Origin of the sequence: Actinomadura rubrisoli, from assembly GCF_004349215.1 — a bacterium.
GTDB lineage: Bacteria > Actinomycetota > Actinomycetes > Streptosporangiales > Streptosporangiaceae > Spirillospora > Spirillospora rubrisoli.
Map to the genome: position 1 here is coordinate 1 of NZ_SMKU01000056.1, position 18,557 is coordinate 18,557.

The window sequence follows — 18,557 nt, forward strand, 5'->3', positions numbered from 1 at the left end:
GGACGGCGGGCCGTCGTCCTGGTCGGCGGGGACGCGGGCATGGGCAAGACCTCCCTCGCCGAGCGGCTCGCCCGCACCCTCGGCGACCGGGGCTGGCGCTGCGCGTGGGGGCGGGCGCCGGAGACCGGCGGGGCGCCGGCGGCCTGGCCCTGGGCCGAGCTGCTGCGGGACCTGACCGCCGCCGAGCCGCCTCCGCCGGGTCTCGCCGAGCGCCTCGGACCTCTCCTGGACGACACCGGACGCGGCGACACCGGGAAAGGCGGCTCCGACGCCAGCACCGGCCGGTTCCGGCTGCATCTGGCCGTCGGCGACTACCTCGCCGAGATCGCCGCGCGGGCGCCGCTGCTGCTCGTCCTGGACGATCTGCACTGGGCCGACGAGGAGACCCTCGCCCTGCTGAGCCGCCTCGCCGAGCGGCTCCGGGACCGTCCCGTGCTGCTGGTGACCACGTTCCGGCAGACCGAGGTGTCCGAGCGGCTCGCCGCCGCCCTGGCCGCGCTCGCCCGCCACGAGCCGCTGCGGATCGAGCTCGGCGGGCTGTCCGCCGCCGAGGTGGCCGCGCTGGTCCGCGGCACCGGCGCCACCGGGCTGGACGACGCGGAGCTGTCAGCCCTCGCCGAGCGGACCGGCGGCAACCCGTTCTTCACCCGCGAGACGGCCCGGCTCCTCGACGCCGAGGGCGTGTCCGCCGCGACGCGCCGGGTGCCCGCCGGGGTCGGGGACGTGCTGCGCCGCCGGATCGCCCGCCTGCCCGCGCCCGTCCAGGCCGTCCTGCGGGACGCCGCCGTCGTCGGGCGGGACGCCGACCTCGGCGTGCTCGCCGACCTCGCCGGCGGCGACGAGGACGCGGTGATCGACGCCGTCGAGGCGGGCCTGGCGTCCGGCCTGGTCACCGAGCCCGCGCCCGGGCGGCTGCGGTTCGCGCACGCCCTCGTCCGCGACACCCTCTACACGGGGCTGTCGCGGGCCCGCCGCACCCGCCGGCACGGCCTGGTCGCCGCCGCGCTGGAGCGGCACCGGCCGGGCGACGTCGCCGCGATCGCCCACCACTACCTGGAGTCCGGCGCCGACCCCGCCAAGGCCGTCCGGTACGCGCGGCTGGCGGCGGAGGCGGCCGAGGCCCGCTTCGCGCACCGCCCCGCCGCCGACCTGCTCGTCCGGGCCGCCGAGACGCTGCGCGCGCAGGAGCCCGAGGCGGTCCGCGAGCGGCTGGAGGTGGAGGTCGCCGCGATCCGCGCGTCCGGGCTCGCCGGGGACGTCGTCAAGGCCCGGGAGCGGCGGATCCGCGCGATCGGCGACGCCCGCGCGATCGGCGACGTCCGGCTCCTCGCGCGGATCATCGTCAGCTTCGACGTGCCCACGCTCTGGACGAGCCGCGAGTACGGCAAGCGCGACCACGTCGTCATCGACGCCGCCGAGGAGGCCCTGGCCCGGCTCCCCGGCGGCGAGGACGAGCTGCGCGTCCGGCTGCTGACCAGCCTCGCCATCGAGCTGGAGGGCGAGCACGACAACGACCGCGGCGCCGTCGCGTCCGCCCGGGCGCTGGAGGAGGCCCGCGAGCTGGGCGACCCCGCGCTGCTCGCCGTCGCGCTCAACGGCGCCTACCTCAACGGGTACCGGTCCGCCGAGGACCTCGCACGGCGGCAGCGGTACGCCGCCGAGCTGCTCGACCTCGCCACCGAGCACGGCCTCGGCGCCTACCTCGTCCTGGCCCACCTCCAGCTCCAGCAGACCTTCGTCGCCGCCCTGGACCTGGACGCCGCGCGCCGGCACCTGGACGAGGGCCGCCACCTCGCCGACGAGTACGGGCTGCCGCTGCTGGGCCTGATCGGGAGCTGGTACGCCGGGCTGGTCCACGCGTTCCGCGCCCGGTTCGACGAGGCGGAGGCCGCCTACTCCCGGGTCGGCGAGGCGATCACCCGCACCGGGATCTGGAGCAGCGAGCGCGGCACGGAGTACCTCGGCGTCTTCTGCCTGCGGCTGGTCCAGGGCCGGGCCGGGGAGATGCTGGACGAGGCCGCCTGGCTCGCCGGGCAGTGGTCGCACGTCGCCGCCGTCGCCGACATCCACGCGCTCGCCCTGGCCGGCGTCGGCCGCGTCGCCGAGGCCCGGCGGGTGGTGGCGGACGCGGGGCCGATCCGCCTCGACTACTTCTTCGACCTGGCCATGGCGGTGCGGGGACGGCGCGCGATCGCGCTCGGCGACCGCGAGCTGGCCGCCGAGGTCTACGCGGCGCTGCTCCCCTACGACGGCCACGTGACCGGCGGCGCCTCCGCCGTCGCCACCATCGGCCCTGTAGCGCAGGTCCTGGGGGATCTCGCGCTGTTCCTGGAGCGCCCCGCCCAGGTCGCCGCCGCCCACTACCGCAGGGCCGTCGAGATCGCCGAGCGCGTCGGCGCGGCCCAGTGGGCGGCCCAGGCCGGCGAGGCCCTGGCCCGCCTCGGCATCCCCGCCGCCTGACCGGACCGGGCCGTGGACGGGGCTTCTCCCCCGGTAGGCGACAATTGACGGGTGACGACGCTCGGAGACACCACGACCGGACGACCGGCCGACCACTTCCGGTCCGGCTTCGCGTGCTTCATCGGGCGCCCGAACGTGGGCAAGTCGACCCTGATGAACGCCCTCGTCGGCACGAAGGTGGCGATCACCAGCAGCCGCCCCCAGACGACCCGGCGGGCCATCCGCGGCATCGTGCACCGGCCGGACGCGCAGCTCGTGGTCGTCGACACCCCCGGCCTGCACAAGCCCCGCACCCTGCTCGGGGAGCGGCTCGACAGCCTCGTCCGGTCCACGCTCACCGAGGTGGACGTGATCGGGTTCTGCGTCCCCGCCGACCAGCCCGTCGGGCCCGGCGACAAGTACATCGCCCGCGAGCTCGCCGGGGTCAGGCGGACCCCGATCGTCGCGCTCGTCACCAAGACCGACCTGGTGCCGCCCGAGCAGGTCGCCGGGCAGCTGCTGGCCGTCGGCCGGCTCGGCGACTTCGCCGACATCGTGCCCTGCTCGGCCGTGGACGGCTTCCAGGTCGGCCTGGCGGGCGACCTGCTGATCTCGCACCTGCCCCAGGGCATGCCCCTCTACCCCGAGGGCGACCTCACCGACGAGCCCGAGCAGGTCCTGGTCGCCGAGCTGATCCGCGAGGCCGCGCTGGAGGGCGTCCGCGAGGAGCTGCCGCACTCGATCGCCGTCATGGTGGACGAGATGGCGCCGCGCGAGGGCCGCGACGACCTCATCGACGTCTACGCGCACCTGTACGTCGAGCGGGACAGCCAGAAGGGGATCATCATCGGGCACAAGGGCTCCCGGCTCCGCGAGGTCGGCGCCGCCGCCCGCCGCCAGATCGAGGCGCTGCTGGGCACCAAGGTCTTCCTCGACCTGCGGGTCAGCGTCCTGAAGGACTGGCAGCGCGACCCCAAGCAGCTCCGCAGGCTCGGCTTTTACGACTGATCGCCGGCCTCGCCCTTCGGCGACCGCTCCTGGCCTTGGTCTCGGCCTTGCTCCTGGCCTTGCTTCGGGTCCGGCTCTTGCTGCGGGTCCTGCTCTTGCTCCCGGTCCTGCTCTTGGTCCGGGTACTGCTCCGGCCAGGTCGCGTACGGGCGGCTCTCCTGCGGCCAGGCCGCGTAAGGATCGCCCGCGTAGGGATCTGCTGCGTACGGGTCTCCCGCGTAAGGGCCGGCCGCGTACGGGGTGCCCGCGTACGGCTGCTCGCCCGTGTGGGGCCGCTGGGCGCCGCGGGGCGACAGCACCCGCTCGGCGAGGGGACGGATCAGGCTGAACCCGGTCAGCAGCAGGGCCGCCGCGACCGCCAGGTACCAGCCGTACCGGACGCTGACCTGGTAGCCGACGTCCAGGCCGTCCTCGGGCAGCGCGCCGCCGGGCAGGTCGTCGCGGACGCGCCCGAGCCGAAGCACGAAGATCCCGCAGGTCAGCAGGGCCAGCACGCCGGGGACCGCGGTGAGGACGCCGATCCGCGCGTCCCGTCCGGCCAGGTCCCACAACGCCATGCCGATCGCGACCACCGCCAGCACCGGCACCGCCAGGACGAGGTCGTCGGCGTCGATGCCCGCCACGCTGCCGAGGTCGCGGGTGAGCGGGCGGCCGAACAGGTCGACGACCACCTGGACCCGCGCCCACGGCAGGAACGCCGCCACCAGGAGCGCCGACGCGGCGGCGATCATCGCGAGGTTCCAGGCGATGCCGCGCCTCGGCGGGGCCTTGCGGGGGCCCGGGACGGGATCACCGACGTCCTGCGCCGGCGCCGGGTAACCGTCGTCGGGCGGCAGGAAGGACGGGCGGGCACGCGCGCCGCCCGCGTCGGAACCCTGGTCACCGGTCATGGACCCAGCGTAAGGGGAGGGACCGCGTTGGCCGGGACGGCCACGTCGGCGCGCGCGGATCGGTACTTTGGAAGGAAGTCCGTTATGTGAGGAGAGCGCCGGTGTTGCTCGTTTTCGGCCTGACGGCGGTGTTCCGTACGGTCAGCGAGGGGACGTTCCACTGCCCGCGATGCGGCGGTGACCGTGCCTACCGGAGGCGGGCCGGGCGCCGGTGGTTCTCCCTGTTCTTCGTCCCCGTGGTGCCGCTGTGGCGCCTCGGGCACGCCGTGGAGTGCCGGACCTGCCGCGGCCGCTTCACCGTCTCGGTCCTGCGGACCCCGACCGCGCAGCAGATGGCGGAGGCGCTCCCGGCCGGGATGCGGTCCGCCGCCGCGCTGGTGCTGGGCGCCGGCGACCCGTCCGACGGCACGGCGCGGGCCCGCGCGATCGAGACCGTCAGCGGCTACGGCGAGCCCGACTACGACGACGGGGCCGTGGACGCCGATCTCGCGCTGCGGCGCTCGTTCCTGGAGCGGGAGATCGCGCAGGCGGGTTCCCAGCTCGCGATGGAGGCCAAGGAGTGGTTCCTGGCCCAGGTCGTCCGGATCGGCTTGGCCGACGGGCCGCTCGGCGAGGGGGAGCGGCAGGTCCTGCACCGGGTGGCGGAGCTGCTCGGCATGCCCCGCCCGTACGCGCTGGGCGTGATCGTGATGACCGAGGGGGCGTCGCGGTGACCGTGCACGGCCCGAGGCCCCCGGGGACGGCGCTCGTCCGCGCCCCCGGGCCCCGGCTGGCCGACGGCATCGTCACCCGCCCCGGCGGCCGCCCGGTCGATCTCGCGCTCGCGGCCCGCCAGCACGCGGCGTACGTGGCGGCGCTGCGCGCGGCGGGCTGGCGGATCCGGGCGGTTGCGCCCGCGAACTCCCACCCCGACGCCGTCTTCGTGGAGGACGCCGTGGTCGTCTGCGGCGACCTCGCGGTGCTCGGACGGTCGGGCGAGCCGCGCCGCCGGGGCGAGGTGCCCGGCGCGGAGCGGGCGGTGCGGGAGCTCGGCCTGCGGATCGAGCGGATCAAGGAGCCCGGCACCCTGGACGGCGGGGACGTGCTGCGCGCCGGCGGCACCGTCTACGTCGGGCACGGCGCCCGCACCAACGAGGAGGGCATCTGCCAGCTCGCCCACCTGCTCGGCGGGCTGAGGGTGGTGCCGGTGGGCACCAGCGGCTGCCTGCACCTGAAATCGGCGCTCACGGCGCTGCCCGACGGCACCCTGATCGGGCTGCCGGAGAGGGTTGACACGTCCGTCCTGCCGTGCATGCGGGTCGTCCCGGAGCCGACGGGCGCGCACGTGGTGGTGCTGGGGCCCGAGCACGTGCTCATGGCGGCGTCGGCGCCGCGCACCGCCGCCCGGCTGGCCGCGGACGGCCTGCGCGTCACCAGCGTCGACATCGGCGAGTTCGAGGCCCTCGAAGGCTGCGTGACCTGCCTGTCCGTGCTCGTCCCTTGAATCCCCGGAAGGCCCGGACGGATCCCCGGCCCGGCGGCGTGGCCCGTGTGGCCTGGGAAGTGTTCCGTGTCTCAGATGCCGGACGCGGTTTCCGGAATCCGGCTGCCATCTGTTAACTTGACAAGCGTGTTGCGTGAGCTGCTCCTCCTTAGCGGCCGCAGCGGGGGCCTGTAAACGGTCGGCTCCCTCGCTGCGGGACTTCGGCGTGGACGTCGGCCGCAGGATCTGAGCAGAGGGACACGAATGTATCCGCAACAGAAGCCTTCCGGCATGCCCTTCCAGCGCTACCGGCCCTACGAGCCGGTGAAACTGGCGGATCGCACCTGGCCTGACAAGGTCATCACCGAGGCCCCGCGCTGGTGCGCGGTCGACCTGCGCGACGGCAATCAGGCGTTGATCGATCCGATGGACGGGCCCCGCAAGCTGCGGATGTTCGAGTTGCTGGTGCGCATGGGCTACAAGGAGATCGAGGTCGGGTTCCCGGCGGCCAGCCAGACCGACTTCGACTTCGTCCGGCAGATCATCGAGGAGGACCGGGTCCCCGGGGACGTGGTGATCCAGGTGTTGACGCAGGCCCGTCCCGAGCTGATCGAGCGGACCTTCGAGGCGGTGCGCGGCGCCCGGCGGGTGATCGTCCACCTGTACAACTCGACCAGCACGCTGCAGCGTCGCGTGGTGTTCGGGCAGGACCGCGACGGCATCACCGCGATCGCGGTGGAGGGCGCCAAGCTGTGCGCCAAGCTCGCCGAGGACATGGGCGACACCGAGATCTGTTTCCAGTACTCGCCGGAGTCGTTCACGGGGACGGAGTTGGAGTACGCGGTCGAGGTCTGCAACGCGGTCAACGAGGTGTGGCGTCCCGCCCCGGACCGGAAGGTGATCGTCAACCTGCCGGCGACGGTGGAGATGGCCACCCCGAACGTCTACGCCGACCAGATCGAGTGGATGCACCGGAATCTGGCCTACCGCGACTCCGTCATTCTGTCGCTGCACCCCCACAACGACCGGGGCACGGCCGTGGCGGCCGCTGAGCTGGGCTACATGGCCGGGGCCGACCGCATCGAGGGCTGCCTGTTCGGCAACGGGGAGCGCACCGGGAACGTCTGCCTGGTCACGCTGGGGTTGAACCTGTTCACCCAGGGCGTCGACCCGCAGATCGACTTCTCCGACATCGACGAGATCCGCCGGACGGTCGAGTACTGCAACCAGCTGCCCGTCCACGAGCGGCACCCCTACGGCGGCGACCTGGTCTACACCGCGTTCTCCGGCTCCCACCAGGACGCCATCAACAAGGGCTTCGACCACCTGAGGCGCGACGCCGCCGCGGCGGGGGTCCCGGTCGGGGAGTACCGCTGGGAGGTCCCGTACCTGCCGATCGACCCGCACGACGTGGGCCGGAGCTATGAGGCGGTCATCCGGGTCAACAGCCAGTCCGGCAAGGGCGGCGTGGCCTACATCATGAAGACCGAGCATTCGCTGGAGCTGCCGCGCCGGCTGCAGATCGAGTTCTCGCGGGTGGTGCAGGAGCACACCGACAGCGAGGGCGGCGAGGTCACGGCCGAGCGCATGTGGGAGATCTTCCAGGGCGAGTTCCTGGGCAACGGCCCGCGGGTCGGGCTGCTGGCGCACCGGGCGACCTCGCGGGTGGACGAGAAGGACGCGCTCAGCTGCGACATCCGTGTGGACGGTGAGATCCGCGAGATCGCGGGCGTCGGCAACGGCCCCGTCTCGGCGTTCGAGGACGCCCTGGCCTCGGTGGGGATCGTCGTCCGGGTCCTGGACTACGCCGAGCACGCGATGAGCGCGGGCGGCGACGCGCGCGCCGCCGCCTACGTCGAGTGCGACGTGAACGGCACCTCGGTCTGGGGCGTGGGCATCGACGGCAACATCGTCACCGCCTCCCTCAAGGCCATCCTCTCCGCCGTCAACCGCGTGGCGCGCACCGTGGTGTGACCGCCGTGTGACCGCCGCGCGACCACATGCGTGACCGCAGCCGGGAGCCCGGCCGTGACGATCTCACGGCCGGGCTTCCGGCGTGTCAGCGAGCGTGCCCGAGGACGTGGTGGACGAGCTCGCGCAGCGGGCCGTTCAGCTGGGCCTCGCCGACGGTGGTCCGGTCGCCGTCGATGTCGATCTCGTACAGGAACTGGTCGGGGATCCGGCCGGGCGGCGGCACCGTCCCGAGGTCCACCCGGTCGACCAGCCTGACGAGCATCGGATCGCGGGCGCTGTCGCACTCGGCGCGCTGCTCGATCCCTGCGAACCCCCCACTGCGGACGACTGTCACCTTCACTGCATATCCCGTTCCGTCCCGCTCACGTTGAGACGCCTACCCCTCTCCACGCCTCGCGCACCGCCCCGGTCTCCGTTCCGTCCCCGCCGTACAGGCGGGTCGCGGTCGCGATGGTCGCGGCGGCGAACCCGGCGAAGTCGATGTCGGTGGACAGCGAACCACCGGTGAGCGTGTCGTACCAGACCCGGCCCGCTTTTTCCCACGCGTTGCCGCCGATGGCGGCGGCGGCGAGGTAGAAGGCGCGGTTGGGGATTCCGGAGTTGATGTGGACGCCGCCGTTGTCGCGGTAGGTCTCCACGTACTGGTCCATGTGGCCGGGCTGCGGGTCCTTGCCGAGCTGCGGGTCGTCGTAGGCGGTGCCGGGCTCCTTCATCGAGCGGAGCGCGATGCCGTTGATGCCCTCGGCGAGAAGGCCCTGGCCGATGAGCCAGTCGCCCTGGTCGGCGGTCTGGCCCAGATGCCACTGCTTGATCAGGGAGCCGAACACGTCCGACAGGGACTCGTTGAGCGCGCCGGACTGCCCGTAGTACTCCAGGTTCGCCGCGTACTGGGTGACGCCGTGGGTCAGCTCGTGGCCGGTGACGTCGAGAGGGCCGGTGAACTCGGTGAAGACGGCGCCGTCGCCGTCGCCGTACACCATCTGCTCGCCGTTCCAGAAGGCGTTGCCGTACTTGTCGCCGTAGTGGACGGTCGAGATCATCGCCAGGCCGGCGCCGTCGATGGAGTTGCGCCGGTAGGCGGCCTCGTAGAAGTCGAAGGTGGCGCCGAGCCAGTCATATGCCTGGTCGACCACCTTGTCGCCGGTGGCGGCGGCGCCCTCGGCGCGGACGGGCTTGCCGGGCAGCTCCTCCCGGTTCTCGGCGTCCTTGATCGTCCGGTCGGGGACGAAGTCCTCGTTGGGGGACGGGGGCGAGACCTGGAGCGTCCGGCGCTCGCTGCGCTGCGCGGAGGTGAGGGCCAGGGTACGGCGGGCCCGGTCGCGCAGGGCGGGGTCGGCGGCGTCGCGGGCGATCCGGTCCAGCATGTGCGGCGGCACGATGTGGCATCTCATGCCCTAACGCTGCCAGGTTCGTGTGAGCCGGGCCACACCTTTGGGACCGCCGCCGCGGCCGATTCCGGTCACGTTACGTGATGGAAATAAAGCGCACCGGCGTCATGGGGTGACTTGTGAAGATCCTGGGGAGATGGCGGCCCGGGCGGCACCGCATCCGGCCGAGTGCGCGAGAATGAGCAGGTGACCCTCTACCGCGACGAAGGCATCGTCCTGCGCACACAGAAGCTGGGCGAGGCCGACCGCATCGTGACGGTGCTGACCCGCCGCACCGGCCGGATCCGCGCCGCGGCCAAGGGGGTCCGCAAGACCAAGTCCCGCTTCGGCGCGCGGCTGGAGCCGTTCACGCACGTGGACCTCCAGCTGTACGAGCGCCGCTCGCTCGACCTGATCACCCAGGCCGAGACGCTGCGCCCGTACGGGGAGGCCCTGGTCAGCGACTATCCCCGCTATACGGCGGGGACGGCGATGCTGGAGACCGCCGAACGGCTCACCAGCGAGGAGGGCGAGCCCGCGCTGCGGCAGTTCCTGCTCCTGGTGGGCGGGCTGCGCACCCTCGTGGAGCGCGGCCACGACCCGCGGCTGGTGCTGGACGCCTACCTGCTGCGCTCGCTGTCGGTCGCCGGGTGGGCCCCGGCGCTCGACGAGTGCTGCCGCTGCGGCACGCGCGGCGGGCTGCGCGGCTTCGCCATCGCGGCGGGCGGCGCGGTCTGCGCGAACTGCCGCCAGCCCGGCGCCGCGACCCCGGCCCCGCCGACGTTCGCGCTGATGCTGGCGCTGCTGCGCGGCGACTGGGCGTACGCCGACGGAAGCGAGTCGCGCCACCGCGTAGAGTGCAGCGGCCTCGTCGCCGCCTACCTCCAGTGGCACCTGGAGCACGGCATCCGCTCCCTGCGCCACGTGGAGCGCGGCACCGGCACCGCCACCGATGAGACGATCAACAGGGAGAGAGTTTGAGAAGGCCCGTTTCGCCCCCGGAACCGCACCGGGACGGCGCCACGCCGCCCCCGATCCCCGCGGACCTGGTGCCCCGGCACATCGCCATCGTCATGGACGGCAACGGCCGCTGGGCCAAGGAGCGCGGGCTCCCGCGCACCGAGGGGCACAAGCGCGGCGAGGACTCGCTCTTCGACGTGATCATGGGCGCGATCGAGCTCGGCGTCCCGTACCTGTCGGCGTACGCGTTCTCCACCGAGAACTGGAAGCGCTCGCCGGACGAGGTGCGCTTCCTCATGGGCTTCAACCGGGACGTGATCCGCCGCCGCCGCGACCAGCTCCACTCGATGGGCGTGCGCGTGCGGTGGGCGGGCCGCCGCCCGAGGCTCTGGCGCAGCGTCATCAAGGAGCTGGAGACGGCCGAGGAGATGACGCGCGGCAACGACGTGCTGACGCTGCAGTTCTGCGTCAACTACGGCGGCCGCGCCGAGATCGCGGACGCCGCCGCCGCCCTGGCGCGCGACGTCCGCGATGGCCGGCTGAACCCCGACAAGATCAACGAAAAGGTGTTCGCCCGCTACCTGGACGAACCTGACATCCCAGACGTCGACCTGTTCCTGCGCTCATCGGGGGAGCAGCGCACGTCCAACTTCCTCCTCTGGCAGTCGGCATACGCGGAACTGGTCTTCCTCGACACCCTCTGGCCAGACTTCGACCGCCGCCACCTTTGGCAAGCCTGCGAATCTTACGCATCCAGAGACCGCCGCTACGGCGGAGTAGGTGTGTAGTAGTCACCTCAGCAGTCGACAACCTCAGCGTTGCGATCGCGTGCGAAGCCAGGTTCGAGCTTGCGAGAACCTGATCGCGCAGCGAGCCGCCAGGCGAGTCGGAGCGATGCAGCGATCGCCGCAGTGCCCGTTGAAGGAAGGCGCTCTAGCGCCTGACGCCGAGGGCACTGCAATTAGAGGAGCGCGGAGTCTAGGGTGATTTTCGTGCCTTTTAGGGCTTGGCTGACTGGGCAGCCGTCTTTGGCGGCCTGGGCGGCCTTTTCGAAGTCGGCCGCGGAGAGGCCGGGGACGCTGGCGCGGACGGTCAGGTGGATGCCGGTGATGCCCTCGCCCGGCTGGAAGGTCACCTCGGCCTTGGTGTCGACCTTCTCCGGCGGTGTTCCGGCGCCGGCCAGGCCGTGCGAGAGGGCCATGGAGTAGCAGGTGGAGTGGGCGGCGGCGATCAGCTCCTCCGGGCTCGTCCGCCCGGAGGGCTCCTCGGCCCGGGATGCCCAGGTGACGTCGAAGGTGCCGACCTTCGAGGAGTCCAGGGAGACCGTGCCCTGGCCGCTGAGGAGCGGCCCTTCCCAATGCGCGTTCGCCGTACGTGTCGTAGCCATGACCCGATTCTTCACCATCGGGCGCGCGGTCGGATCACCGGCCACCGAACCGGCCCGGGGTCAGCGGGCGGCGGCGCAGGCTCCGCAGGTGCCGAAGACCTCGACGGTGTGCGTGATGTTCACGAAGCCGTGCTCGGCGCCGATCGCGTCGGCCCAGCGTTCCACGGCCGGGCCCTCGACCTCGACCGTCCGGCCGCATTCGCGGCAGACCAGGTGGTGGTGGTGCTGCTCGGTGCGGCAGGCCCGGTAGACGGCCTCGCCATCGTCGGTGCGCAGCACGTCGACCTCACCGGAGTCGCTGAGCGCCTGGAGCGCCCGGTAGACCGTGGTGAGGCCGATCTTCGAGCCGTCCGCCCGCAGGTCGGCGTAGATGTCCTGAGCGCTGCGGAAACCCTCGCAGTCGGTCAGGATCTGCCGCACCGCGTCCCGGCGGGCCGTCGTCATCCCCCAAGCACCTCCGCCTCGGCCTCCACGGCGGGACGGGGCACGGCGGGGAGCGTGTCCCCGGGCGCACCGGCCCGCGCACGTCTGCGTCGCATGACCGTCCCCCCGACGACCGCGACCACGAACAGGGTCAGCGCCAACAGCACGATCGAGGGTCCTGGGGGGAGATCGTACTGGAAGGAGCCGGCGAGCCCTGATACGGCCGACAGTACACCGACTCCCATGGCGAGGAGCATCGTGCTCCGGAACCCCCGCGTGACCTGCTGCGCCGCGGCGACCGGGACGATCATCAGCGCGCTCACCAGCAGCAGCCCGATCGCCCGCATCGCGATGACGACGGTGACGGCGGCGGTCGCGGCGATCAGGATGCTGAGAAAGCGGACGGGCAGCCCGGACGCGCGCGCCACCTCCTCGTCCTGGCACAGCAGGAACAGCTCGCGGCCGAACAGCGTGACGATGCCGAGCACGACGACGGCGAGCCCGGCGACCACGTACAGGTCGCCGACGGCCACGCTGCTGATCGAGCCGAACAGGTAGGACTGGAGGCTCGTCCCGCCGCCCGCGGCGTCGGTGAGGATCACGCCGCCCGCGAGCCCGCCGTAGAACAGCAGCGCGAGCGCGACGTCGGCGCCGCTGCGGCTGCGGGCGCGCAGCACCTCGATCGCCACCGCGCCGAGCACCGACACCACCAGCGCCCCGAGGACGGGGGAGGTGCTCGTCAGCAGCCCCAGCCCGATGCCGGTCAGCGCGATGTGGCCGATGCCGTCGCCGAGCAGCGACAGCTTGCGCTGGACGATGAACGTGCCCACGGCGGGGGCGGTCAGCCCGATCAGCACTGCCATCACCAAGGCGATGCGCATGAACTCGTACTGCAGCATCTCGCTCATGCCGTCTTCCCCATCGCCTCTCCCAGCGCCGTCTCGCGGACGACGCGGCCGTGCTCCAGCTCGACCGTGCGGGTGATGAGGGGCGCCATCGGGCCGAGCCCGTGCGCCACGAGCACCACCGTGCGGCCGGTCCCGGCCAGTTCCCGCAGCGTCGCGGCGAGCGCGGACTGGCTGCCCGCGTCCACGCCCGCGGTCGGCTCGTCCATCACGAACACGTCGGGCTCGCCCGCCAGCGCGCGGGCGATCAGCACCCGCTGCTGCTGGCCGCCCGACAGCAGGTGCGCCGACTCGCGCGCCAGGTCGGCCAGGCCGACCGCCTCCAGGGCGCGGTCGACGGCGGCGCGGTCGGCGGCCGAGGTGGGCCGCCACCGGGACTGCCGGGCGACGCGTCCGGACGACACGACCTCCCGGACGGTCGACGGGACGCCGCCGCCCATCGGCAGCCGCTGCGGCACGTACCCGATCCGCTTCCAGTCGCGGAACGCCGAGGGCTGCGCCCCGTAGATCTCGGTGCGGCCCCCGGCGAGCGGGATCAGCCCGAGCATCGCCTTGACGAGGGTGGACTTGCCCGCCCCGTTCGGGCCGAGGACCGCGACCACGTCGCCCGCCTCGACCCGCAGGGTGACGCCCGCGAGGACCTCGCGGCCGTCCCGCCGGACCTGGCCGCCCGTCATGGCGAAGGGGGGCGGGGCGTTCTTCATGAGCACTCCAGCGCGGGCCGCAGGGTCGCCAGGTTCTTCCGCATGATCGTCAGGTAGTCGTCGGACGAGCCCTCCGCGACGCCTTCGACCGGATCCAGGACGGCCGTCTTCACCCCCGCCTCCTTGGCGAGGGTCTGCGCGACCTTCGGGCTGACGAGCGTCTCGGTGAACACCGTGGTCGCGCCCGCGGACTTGATCTGCCCGGTCAGCTCGGCGAGCCGCTTGGGCGAGGGCTCGCTGGTCGGGTCCACGCCCGCGATGGCGACCTGCTGCAGGCCGTACCGCTGCGACAGGTAGCCGAACGCGGCGTGCGCGGTGACGATCGCCCTGTGCTTGCAGGTCTTCAGGCCGTCCCGGTACTGCTGGTCGAGCCCGGTGAGCTGGGCGGCGAGGGCCTTGGCGCGGTCCTTGTAGCCGGCGGCGTGGGAGGAGTCGGCCTTGGCGAGCCGGTCGCCGAGCGCCGTGGCGATGGTGGCCATGCGGCTCGGGTCCAGCCAGACGTGCGGGTCGTAGCCGACTTCGGGTCCGCCCTCCTCGCCCTCGTGCTCCTCCTCCTCGCCCCCGGCCGGCGGCGCGAGCGTCTTGACGACGCTCGCCGCGTCCAGCGACTTGTCCTTGGCGTGCTTCTGGACGGCCTCGTCGACGGCCGGCTGCACGCCCTTGACGTAGACGGCGTAGTCGGCCTTCGAGACGTCGGCGACCTGGCGGGCCGTGAGCTCCAGGTCGTGGGGCTCGGCGCCGGGCTTGGTGAGCGTCCGCACGGAGACCTGGTCCCCGCCGACCCTCCCCGCGAGCCAGGCCACCGGGTAGAAGGACGCGACGACCTCCGTCTTGCCGGACCCCGCGTCGGCGTCGCCGCCGCAGGCGGCCAGGCCGGTCATGCCGGTGGCGCCCGCGAGGGCCAGCGCCGCCGTTCGGGTGGTCAACGAAAGGGCGCGCACGAGGAAACGGGAGGTGGGCATGGAACGATTATGGACGAAGATGAAAATGATTGTCAAAACCGTCCAACGGCGCGGGCCAGGGCAAATCCGGTCAGGACGGTCAGCGCGACGGCCCGCAGGACCCGTCCCGAGACGTCCAGAGCCGGCCAGTTCAGATAGGCGAACCAGCCGAGCGCGGCCGCGAGGACCAGCAGCCCGGCGGCCGCGACCCAGCCCGTCCCCACCATGCCGATCACCAGCAGCACGAACACCACCGCCAGCAGCAGCACGCGCGGCATCCGGTGCATCAGCACCACCGGCGCGGCGCTCCACCGCTCGATCGCCGCCCGCATCCCCGACGTCCCGCCGCGCGCGCCCGGCGCCCGCGTCCCGGACGGCCGCTCTCCCGGCCGCTCGCCTCGTGTGCTCACGGGCCCAACGTACTGCCAGGATGGACCGATGATCGCGATAACCCGGTACCGCGTGCCCGGCGAGGACGCCGACGGCTTCGCCGCGCGCATGACCGCGGTGCTCCGGACGCTGTCCGCGAGCCCCGGCTTCCGCTCCGGCCGCCTCGCCCGGACCGTCGACGAGCCGGGGCTGTGGGCCCTCGTCACCGAGTGGGACGGCGCGGGCCACTACCGCCGCGCGCTCGGCGCCTACGAGGTGCGGCTGGAGTTCGTCCCGCTGGCCGCGATGGCCGTGGACGAGCCCGGAGCGTACGAGATCGTCAGCTCCGCCTGACACGCGCCCGAGGTCGCGGGTCCCTCCCGGCTCGCGCACGGGACCGCCCGCCGCGCCCGGCCTTCGTCAAGGAAGAGGGCAACCGCCGGGCAAGAAGCGGCCGGGCCCGGTTTCGGTGCCCGTCCCCAAGGTCATCTTTGCCGCATCACGGTCGCGCCCGCGGCCCCCGGGGACAGGCCCCCGGGGCGGACCGAGGCGCTCTTCGGGGGAGATGTGATGCGCCATGCCGTCCTGCTCAGCGGACTGTCCGGAGCGGCGGCGGTCGCTCCCCTCGTCGCCGGACTCGGGCCGGCCTCCGCGGGGTCCGCGCCCGACGCGGCCGCCGCGCTGACCCGGCCCGCCCACTCCGGCCAGGCCGCGGCGCGGGTCGTCCAGTACCGGGGGGTGCGCGTGCCCGTCCCGGCGGGCTGGACGGTGCACCGCCTCGACCGCGACCCGTCCCGCTGCGTCCGGTACGACCGGCACGCGATCTACCTCGGACGGCCGGGCCCGCAGCCGGACTGCCCCGCCCGCGTCGTCGGCCGCACCGAGGCCGTCCACATCGAGCCGCTCGGGGCCGTCAAGGCGTCGCGGACGGTCGTGCAGGGCGACAAGCTCGCCTCCCTGACCGTCCGGCCGAGCGCCGGGCACGAGAAGCGGATGCCGCTGCCCGAGGCCGGGGTCACGATCACCGGCGTGTACGGCGCCGACCCCGCCGCGCTCCAGCGGGTGCTCCGCGCCGCCCGGCTGACCTCCACCTGGCCGGGCGAGACGCGGGAGTCCCCGCGCGCGGGGCAGCAGGCGACCCGGCGACACGCCGATCCCGAGCCCGCCGGCGACCCGTCGGACGCGGAGGCGTCCCTCACCCTGCCGCCGCTCATCGATCTGCAGGGCGGCGACCCGCCGGACGACCCGCCGAACGACCCGCCGGACGACCCGGAGGACCGGCCGCCGGGCGGGCCGCAGGACGGGCCGCCCGCCGCGCAGCCCCAGACGGGCAAGGCGTGGGTGACGGGCAAGGGGTTCGACACGTGCACGGCGCCCGCGCTCGCCTCGATGCGGGCGTGGCGGCCCTCGTTCAAGGTCACCAACATCTACATCGGCGGCGCCGCGCGCGGCTGCGCCCAGCCCAACCTCACCGCGTCCTGGGTGCGGCAGGTCCGCAAGATGGGCTACCGCATCACGCCCACCTACGTCGGCCTCCAGGCGCCCTGCGGACGCCGCCCGCAGCGCTTCACCGCCAAGAACGCCGCGTCCGAGGGCACCAAGGCCGCCGTGGACGCCTCCAGGCGGGCCGCGGCGCTCGGCATCCCGCACAGCAGGCCCATTTACCTGGACATGGAGGCGTACAACAGCAAGAACGCCTCCTGCAAGGCCGCGGTGCTGCGCTTCGTGAGCGGCTGGGTGCACGAACTGAAGGACCGGAAGTACAAGCCGTGCCTCTACAGCAGCGCCAAGTCCGGCATCCGCGACGTCGGCCGGGCTAGCGGGATCGGCAAGCCCGGATGCGTCTGGTTCGCCAACTGGGACGGCAAGGCCCGCGTGTACGGCGACCCGTTCCTGCCGGACCACTGGTGGCCCCCGCACCGCCGCATCAAGCAGTACCGCGGCGGCCACCGGGAGAGGCACGGCGGCGTCACCCTCAACATCGACAGCAACCTCGTCGACGGGAGCGTCTACTGAGCGGCGGCCGGGGCCCGCGGGACGGCGCGCGGCCGCCTCGGCAGGTTGCCGTCCGGGGACCCGCTCCGGTGCCCTAAGCTGGGAAATGCTCGGAGACGCCGGCGCCGACCGCGTCTCGCGCGAGCATCGTCAGTGCGTCATCACCGGGGATCACACTCGCCTCCGCCCGCCCCACGGCGCGGGAACGGGGCGTACTCGCTGTCCCGCCGACCGCCAGCCGGATGGAGAATGCTCATGGCACGCCGTTCCGATGTGTTGGACACGATCGTCAACCTCGCCAAGCGTCGGGGCCTGGTCTATCCGTCGAGCGAGATCTACGGCGGGCTCCGCGCCTCCTGGGACTACGGGCCGCTCGGCGTCGAGTTGAAGAACAACGTCAAGCGGCAGTGGTGGAAGTCCATGGTGCAGGGCCGCGACGACGTCGTCGGCCTCGACTCGTGCGTGATCCTCGCGCGTGAGGTGTGGGAGGCCAGCGGCCACGTCCAGGCGTTCGTGGACCCGCTCACCGAGTGCCAGTCCTGCCACAAGCGCTTCCGGGCCGACCACCTGGAGGAGGCGTACGAGGACAAGCACGGCCGCCCCCCGGCGAACGGCCTCGCTGACATCAGCTGCCCCAACTGCGGCGTGAAGGGCTCGTTCACCGAGCCGAAGATGTTCAACGGCCTGCTCAAGACCTACCTCGGCCCCGTCGAGGACGAGTCCGGCCTGGCCTACCTGCGTCCCGAGACGGCGCAGGGGATCTTCATCAACTATCTGAACGTCCAGCAGTCCGCGCGCCGCAAGGTGCCGTTCGGGATCGGGCAGATCGGCAAGTCGTTCCGCAACGAGATCACGCCCGGCAACTTCATCTTCCGGACCCGCGAGTTCGAGCAGATGGAGATGGAGTTCTTCGTCAAGCCCGGCAGCGACGAGGAATGGCACCAGTACTGGATCGACGAGCGCCTCCAGTGGTACGTCGACCTCGGCATCCGCAAGGAGAACCTGCGCCTGTACGAGCACCCGGCCGACAAGCTGTCGCACTACTCCAAGCGCACCGTGGACGTGGAGTACCGGTTCGACTTCGTCGGCACCGAGTGGGGCGAGCTGGAGGGCGTCGCCAACCGCACCGACTACGACCTGACGACGCACTCCAAGGCGTCCGGCACGGACCTGTCGTTCTTCGACCAGGAGTCCGGCGACCGCTTCACCCCGTACGTGATCGAGCCCGCGGCGGGCGTCGACCGCTGCACGCTCACGTTCATGATGGACGCCTACGCCGAGGACGAGGCGCCCAACGCCAAGGGCAAGCTGGAGAAGCGCACCGTCATGCGGCTCGACCGGCGGCTCGCCCCGGTCAAGGTCGCGGTCCTGCCGCTGTCGCGCAACGCCGACCTGTCCCCGAAGGCCCGCGACCTCGCCGCCCGGCTGCGCCGCAACTGGAACGTCGACTTCGACGACGCCGGGGCCATCGGCCGCCGCTACCGCCGCCAGGACGAGATCGGTACGCCGTTCTGCGTCACCGTCGACTTCGACACCCTGGAGGACGATGCGGTGACCGTCCGGGAACGCGACACGATGAGTCAGGAGCGCATCGCGATCGGCCAGGTCGAGGCGTTCCTGGCCGCGCAGCTCATCGGCTGCTGACGCGCCGCCCGCGCCGCCCGCGCCGCCCGGCCGCTCCGCCGGCCCGGCAGGGCAACTGACGGGGCCCGGCGCCCGTGTTCGTCACCTGG

General features: G+C 73.0%; 19 protein-coding genes. 10 read left to right on the plus strand and 9 right to left on the minus strand.

Annotated elements, in window-relative coordinates:
• Both E1298_RS13760 and era read left to right on the plus strand, forming a co-directional pair.
• On the plus strand, window positions 1-2,460 hold a 2,460-nt coding region (locus tag E1298_RS13760), incomplete at its 5' end, for an ATP-binding protein (RefSeq protein WP_131893046.1).
• A gap of 51 nt (window positions 2,461-2,511) precedes the next feature.
• The gene (gene era / locus E1298_RS13765) at window positions 2,512-3,447 is read left to right on the plus strand and encodes a GTPase Era (protein ID WP_131893048.1); all 936 of its coding nucleotides are present in this window, start codon (window positions 2,512-2,514) and stop codon (window positions 3,445-3,447) included.
• On the opposite strand, the gene E1298_RS13770 is transcribed toward era, so the two are convergent.
• Window positions 3,438-4,337 (minus strand): hypothetical protein, encoded by a 900-nt coding sequence (locus E1298_RS13770; protein ID WP_131893050.1) that lies wholly within the window; start codon window positions 4,335-4,337, stop codon window positions 3,438-3,440. The two genes, era and E1298_RS13770, sit on opposite strands and share 10 nt — an antisense overlap.
• Before the next feature lie 101 nt (window positions 4,338-4,438).
• On the opposite strand from E1298_RS13770, the gene E1298_RS13775 reads away from it, so the two are divergent.
• From E1298_RS13775 to leuA, 3 genes are all read left to right on the plus strand, one after another.
• Window positions 4,439-5,050, plus strand: coding sequence for a TerB family tellurite resistance protein (locus E1298_RS13775; protein WP_131893052.1), 612 nt, complete (start codon window positions 4,439-4,441; stop codon window positions 5,048-5,050).
• Window positions 5,051-5,052: 2 nt separating this feature from the next.
• Window positions 5,053-5,820, plus strand: a complete 768-nt coding sequence (gene ddaH / locus E1298_RS13780; RefSeq protein WP_131893102.1) for a dimethylargininase — start codon at window positions 5,053-5,055, stop codon at window positions 5,818-5,820.
• A gap of 243 nt (window positions 5,821-6,063) precedes the next feature.
• Window positions 6,064-7,773 carry a 2-isopropylmalate synthase gene (gene leuA, locus E1298_RS13785; protein WP_131893054.1) on the plus strand — a complete coding sequence of 570 codons (1,710 nt, stop codon included), beginning with the start codon at window positions 6,064-6,066 and terminating at the stop codon, window positions 7,771-7,773.
• Between the two features lie 85 nt (window positions 7,774-7,858).
• Here the strand turns inward: leuA and E1298_RS13790 are convergent, their stop codons facing one another.
• Complete coding sequence (locus E1298_RS13790) at window positions 7,859-8,113, minus strand: protealysin inhibitor emfourin (protein WP_131893056.1); 255 nt, start codon at window positions 8,111-8,113, stop codon at window positions 7,859-7,861.
• Between the two features lie 22 nt (window positions 8,114-8,135).
• Window positions 8,136-9,164: a M4 family metallopeptidase gene (locus E1298_RS13795; RefSeq protein ID WP_131893058.1), complete on the minus strand. Its 1,029-nt coding sequence runs from the start codon at window positions 9,162-9,164 to the stop codon at window positions 8,136-8,138.
• Window positions 9,165-9,347: 183 nt separating this feature from the next.
• Between E1298_RS13795 and recO the strand changes: the two genes are divergently transcribed.
• Together recO and E1298_RS13805 are read left to right on the plus strand one after the other, a co-directional pair.
• Window positions 9,348-10,121: a DNA repair protein RecO gene (gene recO / locus E1298_RS13800; protein WP_131893104.1), complete on the plus strand. Its 774-nt coding sequence runs from the start codon at window positions 9,348-9,350 to the stop codon at window positions 10,119-10,121.
• On the plus strand, window positions 10,118-10,888 hold the full coding sequence (locus E1298_RS13805; RefSeq protein ID WP_131893060.1) for an isoprenyl transferase: 771 nt from the start codon (window positions 10,118-10,120) through the stop codon (window positions 10,886-10,888). The genes recO and E1298_RS13805 overlap by 4 nt, the downstream gene beginning before the upstream one ends.
• A gap of 173 nt (window positions 10,889-11,061) precedes the next feature.
• On the opposite strand, the gene E1298_RS13810 is transcribed toward E1298_RS13805, so the two are convergent.
• Genes E1298_RS13810 through E1298_RS13835 form a run of 6 tightly spaced genes read right to left on the minus strand, consistent with a single transcriptional unit; the run spans window position 11,062 to window position 14,870 of the window.
• A complete protein-coding gene (locus E1298_RS13810) occupies window positions 11,062-11,487 on the minus strand; it encodes an OsmC family protein (RefSeq protein WP_131893062.1) in 426 nt (141 codons plus the stop codon).
• Between the two features lie 60 nt (window positions 11,488-11,547).
• Window positions 11,548-11,931, minus strand: coding sequence for a Fur family transcriptional regulator (locus E1298_RS13815; protein ID WP_131893064.1), 384 nt, complete (start codon window positions 11,929-11,931; stop codon window positions 11,548-11,550).
• Entirely contained in the window at window positions 11,928-12,818 is an 891-nt protein-coding gene (locus tag E1298_RS13820; protein ID WP_131893066.1) for a metal ABC transporter permease, read from the minus strand. Before E1298_RS13820 ends, E1298_RS13815 begins: the two co-directional genes overlap by 4 nt.
• Window positions 12,815-13,519: a metal ABC transporter ATP-binding protein gene (locus E1298_RS13825; protein ID WP_243725571.1), complete on the minus strand. Its 705-nt coding sequence runs from the start codon at window positions 13,517-13,519 to the stop codon at window positions 12,815-12,817. The genes E1298_RS13820 and E1298_RS13825 overlap by 4 nt, the downstream gene beginning before the upstream one ends.
• Window positions 13,516-14,481: a metal ABC transporter substrate-binding protein gene (locus tag E1298_RS13830; RefSeq protein WP_131893068.1), complete on the minus strand. Its 966-nt coding sequence runs from the start codon at window positions 14,479-14,481 to the stop codon at window positions 13,516-13,518. Before E1298_RS13830 ends, E1298_RS13825 begins: the two co-directional genes overlap by 4 nt.
• 32 nt (window positions 14,482-14,513) lie before the next feature.
• Window positions 14,514-14,870 (minus strand): DUF6703 family protein, encoded by a 357-nt coding sequence (locus tag E1298_RS13835; RefSeq protein ID WP_131893070.1) that lies wholly within the window; start codon window positions 14,868-14,870, stop codon window positions 14,514-14,516.
• 28 nt (window positions 14,871-14,898) lie between these two features.
• Here E1298_RS13835 and E1298_RS13840 point away from each other — a divergent pair, with 28 nt between their 5' ends.
• From E1298_RS13840 to E1298_RS13850, 3 genes are all read left to right on the plus strand, one after another.
• Window positions 14,899-15,183, plus strand: coding sequence for an antibiotic biosynthesis monooxygenase family protein (locus tag E1298_RS13840; protein WP_131893072.1), 285 nt, complete (start codon window positions 14,899-14,901; stop codon window positions 15,181-15,183).
• 216 nt (window positions 15,184-15,399) lie between these two features.
• Complete coding sequence (locus E1298_RS13845) at window positions 15,400-16,845, plus strand: DUF1906 domain-containing protein (protein ID WP_131893074.1); 1,446 nt, start codon at window positions 15,400-15,402, stop codon at window positions 16,843-16,845.
• A gap of 234 nt (window positions 16,846-17,079) precedes the next feature.
• Complete coding sequence (locus E1298_RS13850) at window positions 17,080-18,468, plus strand: glycine--tRNA ligase (RefSeq protein WP_131893076.1); 1,389 nt, start codon at window positions 17,080-17,082, stop codon at window positions 18,466-18,468.
• The last annotated feature ends 89 nt before the right edge of the window (window positions 18,469-18,557 follow it).

What these genes read in the sequence shown, in the direction of transcription:
- E1298_RS13830 (WP_131893068.1), bottom strand. Translation starts at nt 14,481, where the DNA reads ATGCCCACCTCCCGTTTCCTCGTGCGCGCCCTTTCGTTGACCACCCGA.
- E1298_RS13840 (WP_131893072.1), top strand. Translation starts at nt 14,899, where the DNA reads ATGATCGCGATAACCCGGTACCGCGTGCCCGGCGAGGACGCCGACGGC.
- E1298_RS13825 (WP_243725571.1), bottom strand. Translation starts at nt 13,519, where the DNA reads ATGAAGAACGCCCCGCCCCCCTTCGCCATGACGGGCGGCCAGGTCCGG.
- E1298_RS13815 (WP_131893064.1), bottom strand. Translation starts at nt 11,931, where the DNA reads ATGACGACGGCCCGCCGGGACGCGGTGCGGCAGATCCTGACCGACTGC.
- E1298_RS13810 (WP_131893062.1), bottom strand. Translation starts at nt 11,487, where the DNA reads ATGGCTACGACACGTACGGCGAACGCGCATTGGGAAGGGCCGCTCCTC.
- E1298_RS13795 (WP_131893058.1), bottom strand. Translation starts at nt 9,164, where the DNA reads ATGAGATGCCACATCGTGCCGCCGCACATGCTGGACCGGATCGCCCGC.
- E1298_RS13850 (WP_131893076.1), top strand. Translation starts at nt 17,080, where the DNA reads ATGGCACGCCGTTCCGATGTGTTGGACACGATCGTCAACCTCGCCAAG.
- E1298_RS13820 (WP_131893066.1), bottom strand. Translation starts at nt 12,818, where the DNA reads ATGAGCGAGATGCTGCAGTACGAGTTCATGCGCATCGCCTTGGTGATG.
- E1298_RS13770 (WP_131893050.1), bottom strand. Translation starts at nt 4,337, where the DNA reads ATGACCGGTGACCAGGGTTCCGACGCGGGCGGCGCGCGTGCCCGCCCG.
- leuA (WP_131893054.1), top strand. Translation starts at nt 6,064, where the DNA reads ATGTATCCGCAACAGAAGCCTTCCGGCATGCCCTTCCAGCGCTACCGG.
- E1298_RS13845 (WP_131893074.1), top strand. Translation starts at nt 15,400, where the DNA reads ATGCGCCATGCCGTCCTGCTCAGCGGACTGTCCGGAGCGGCGGCGGTC.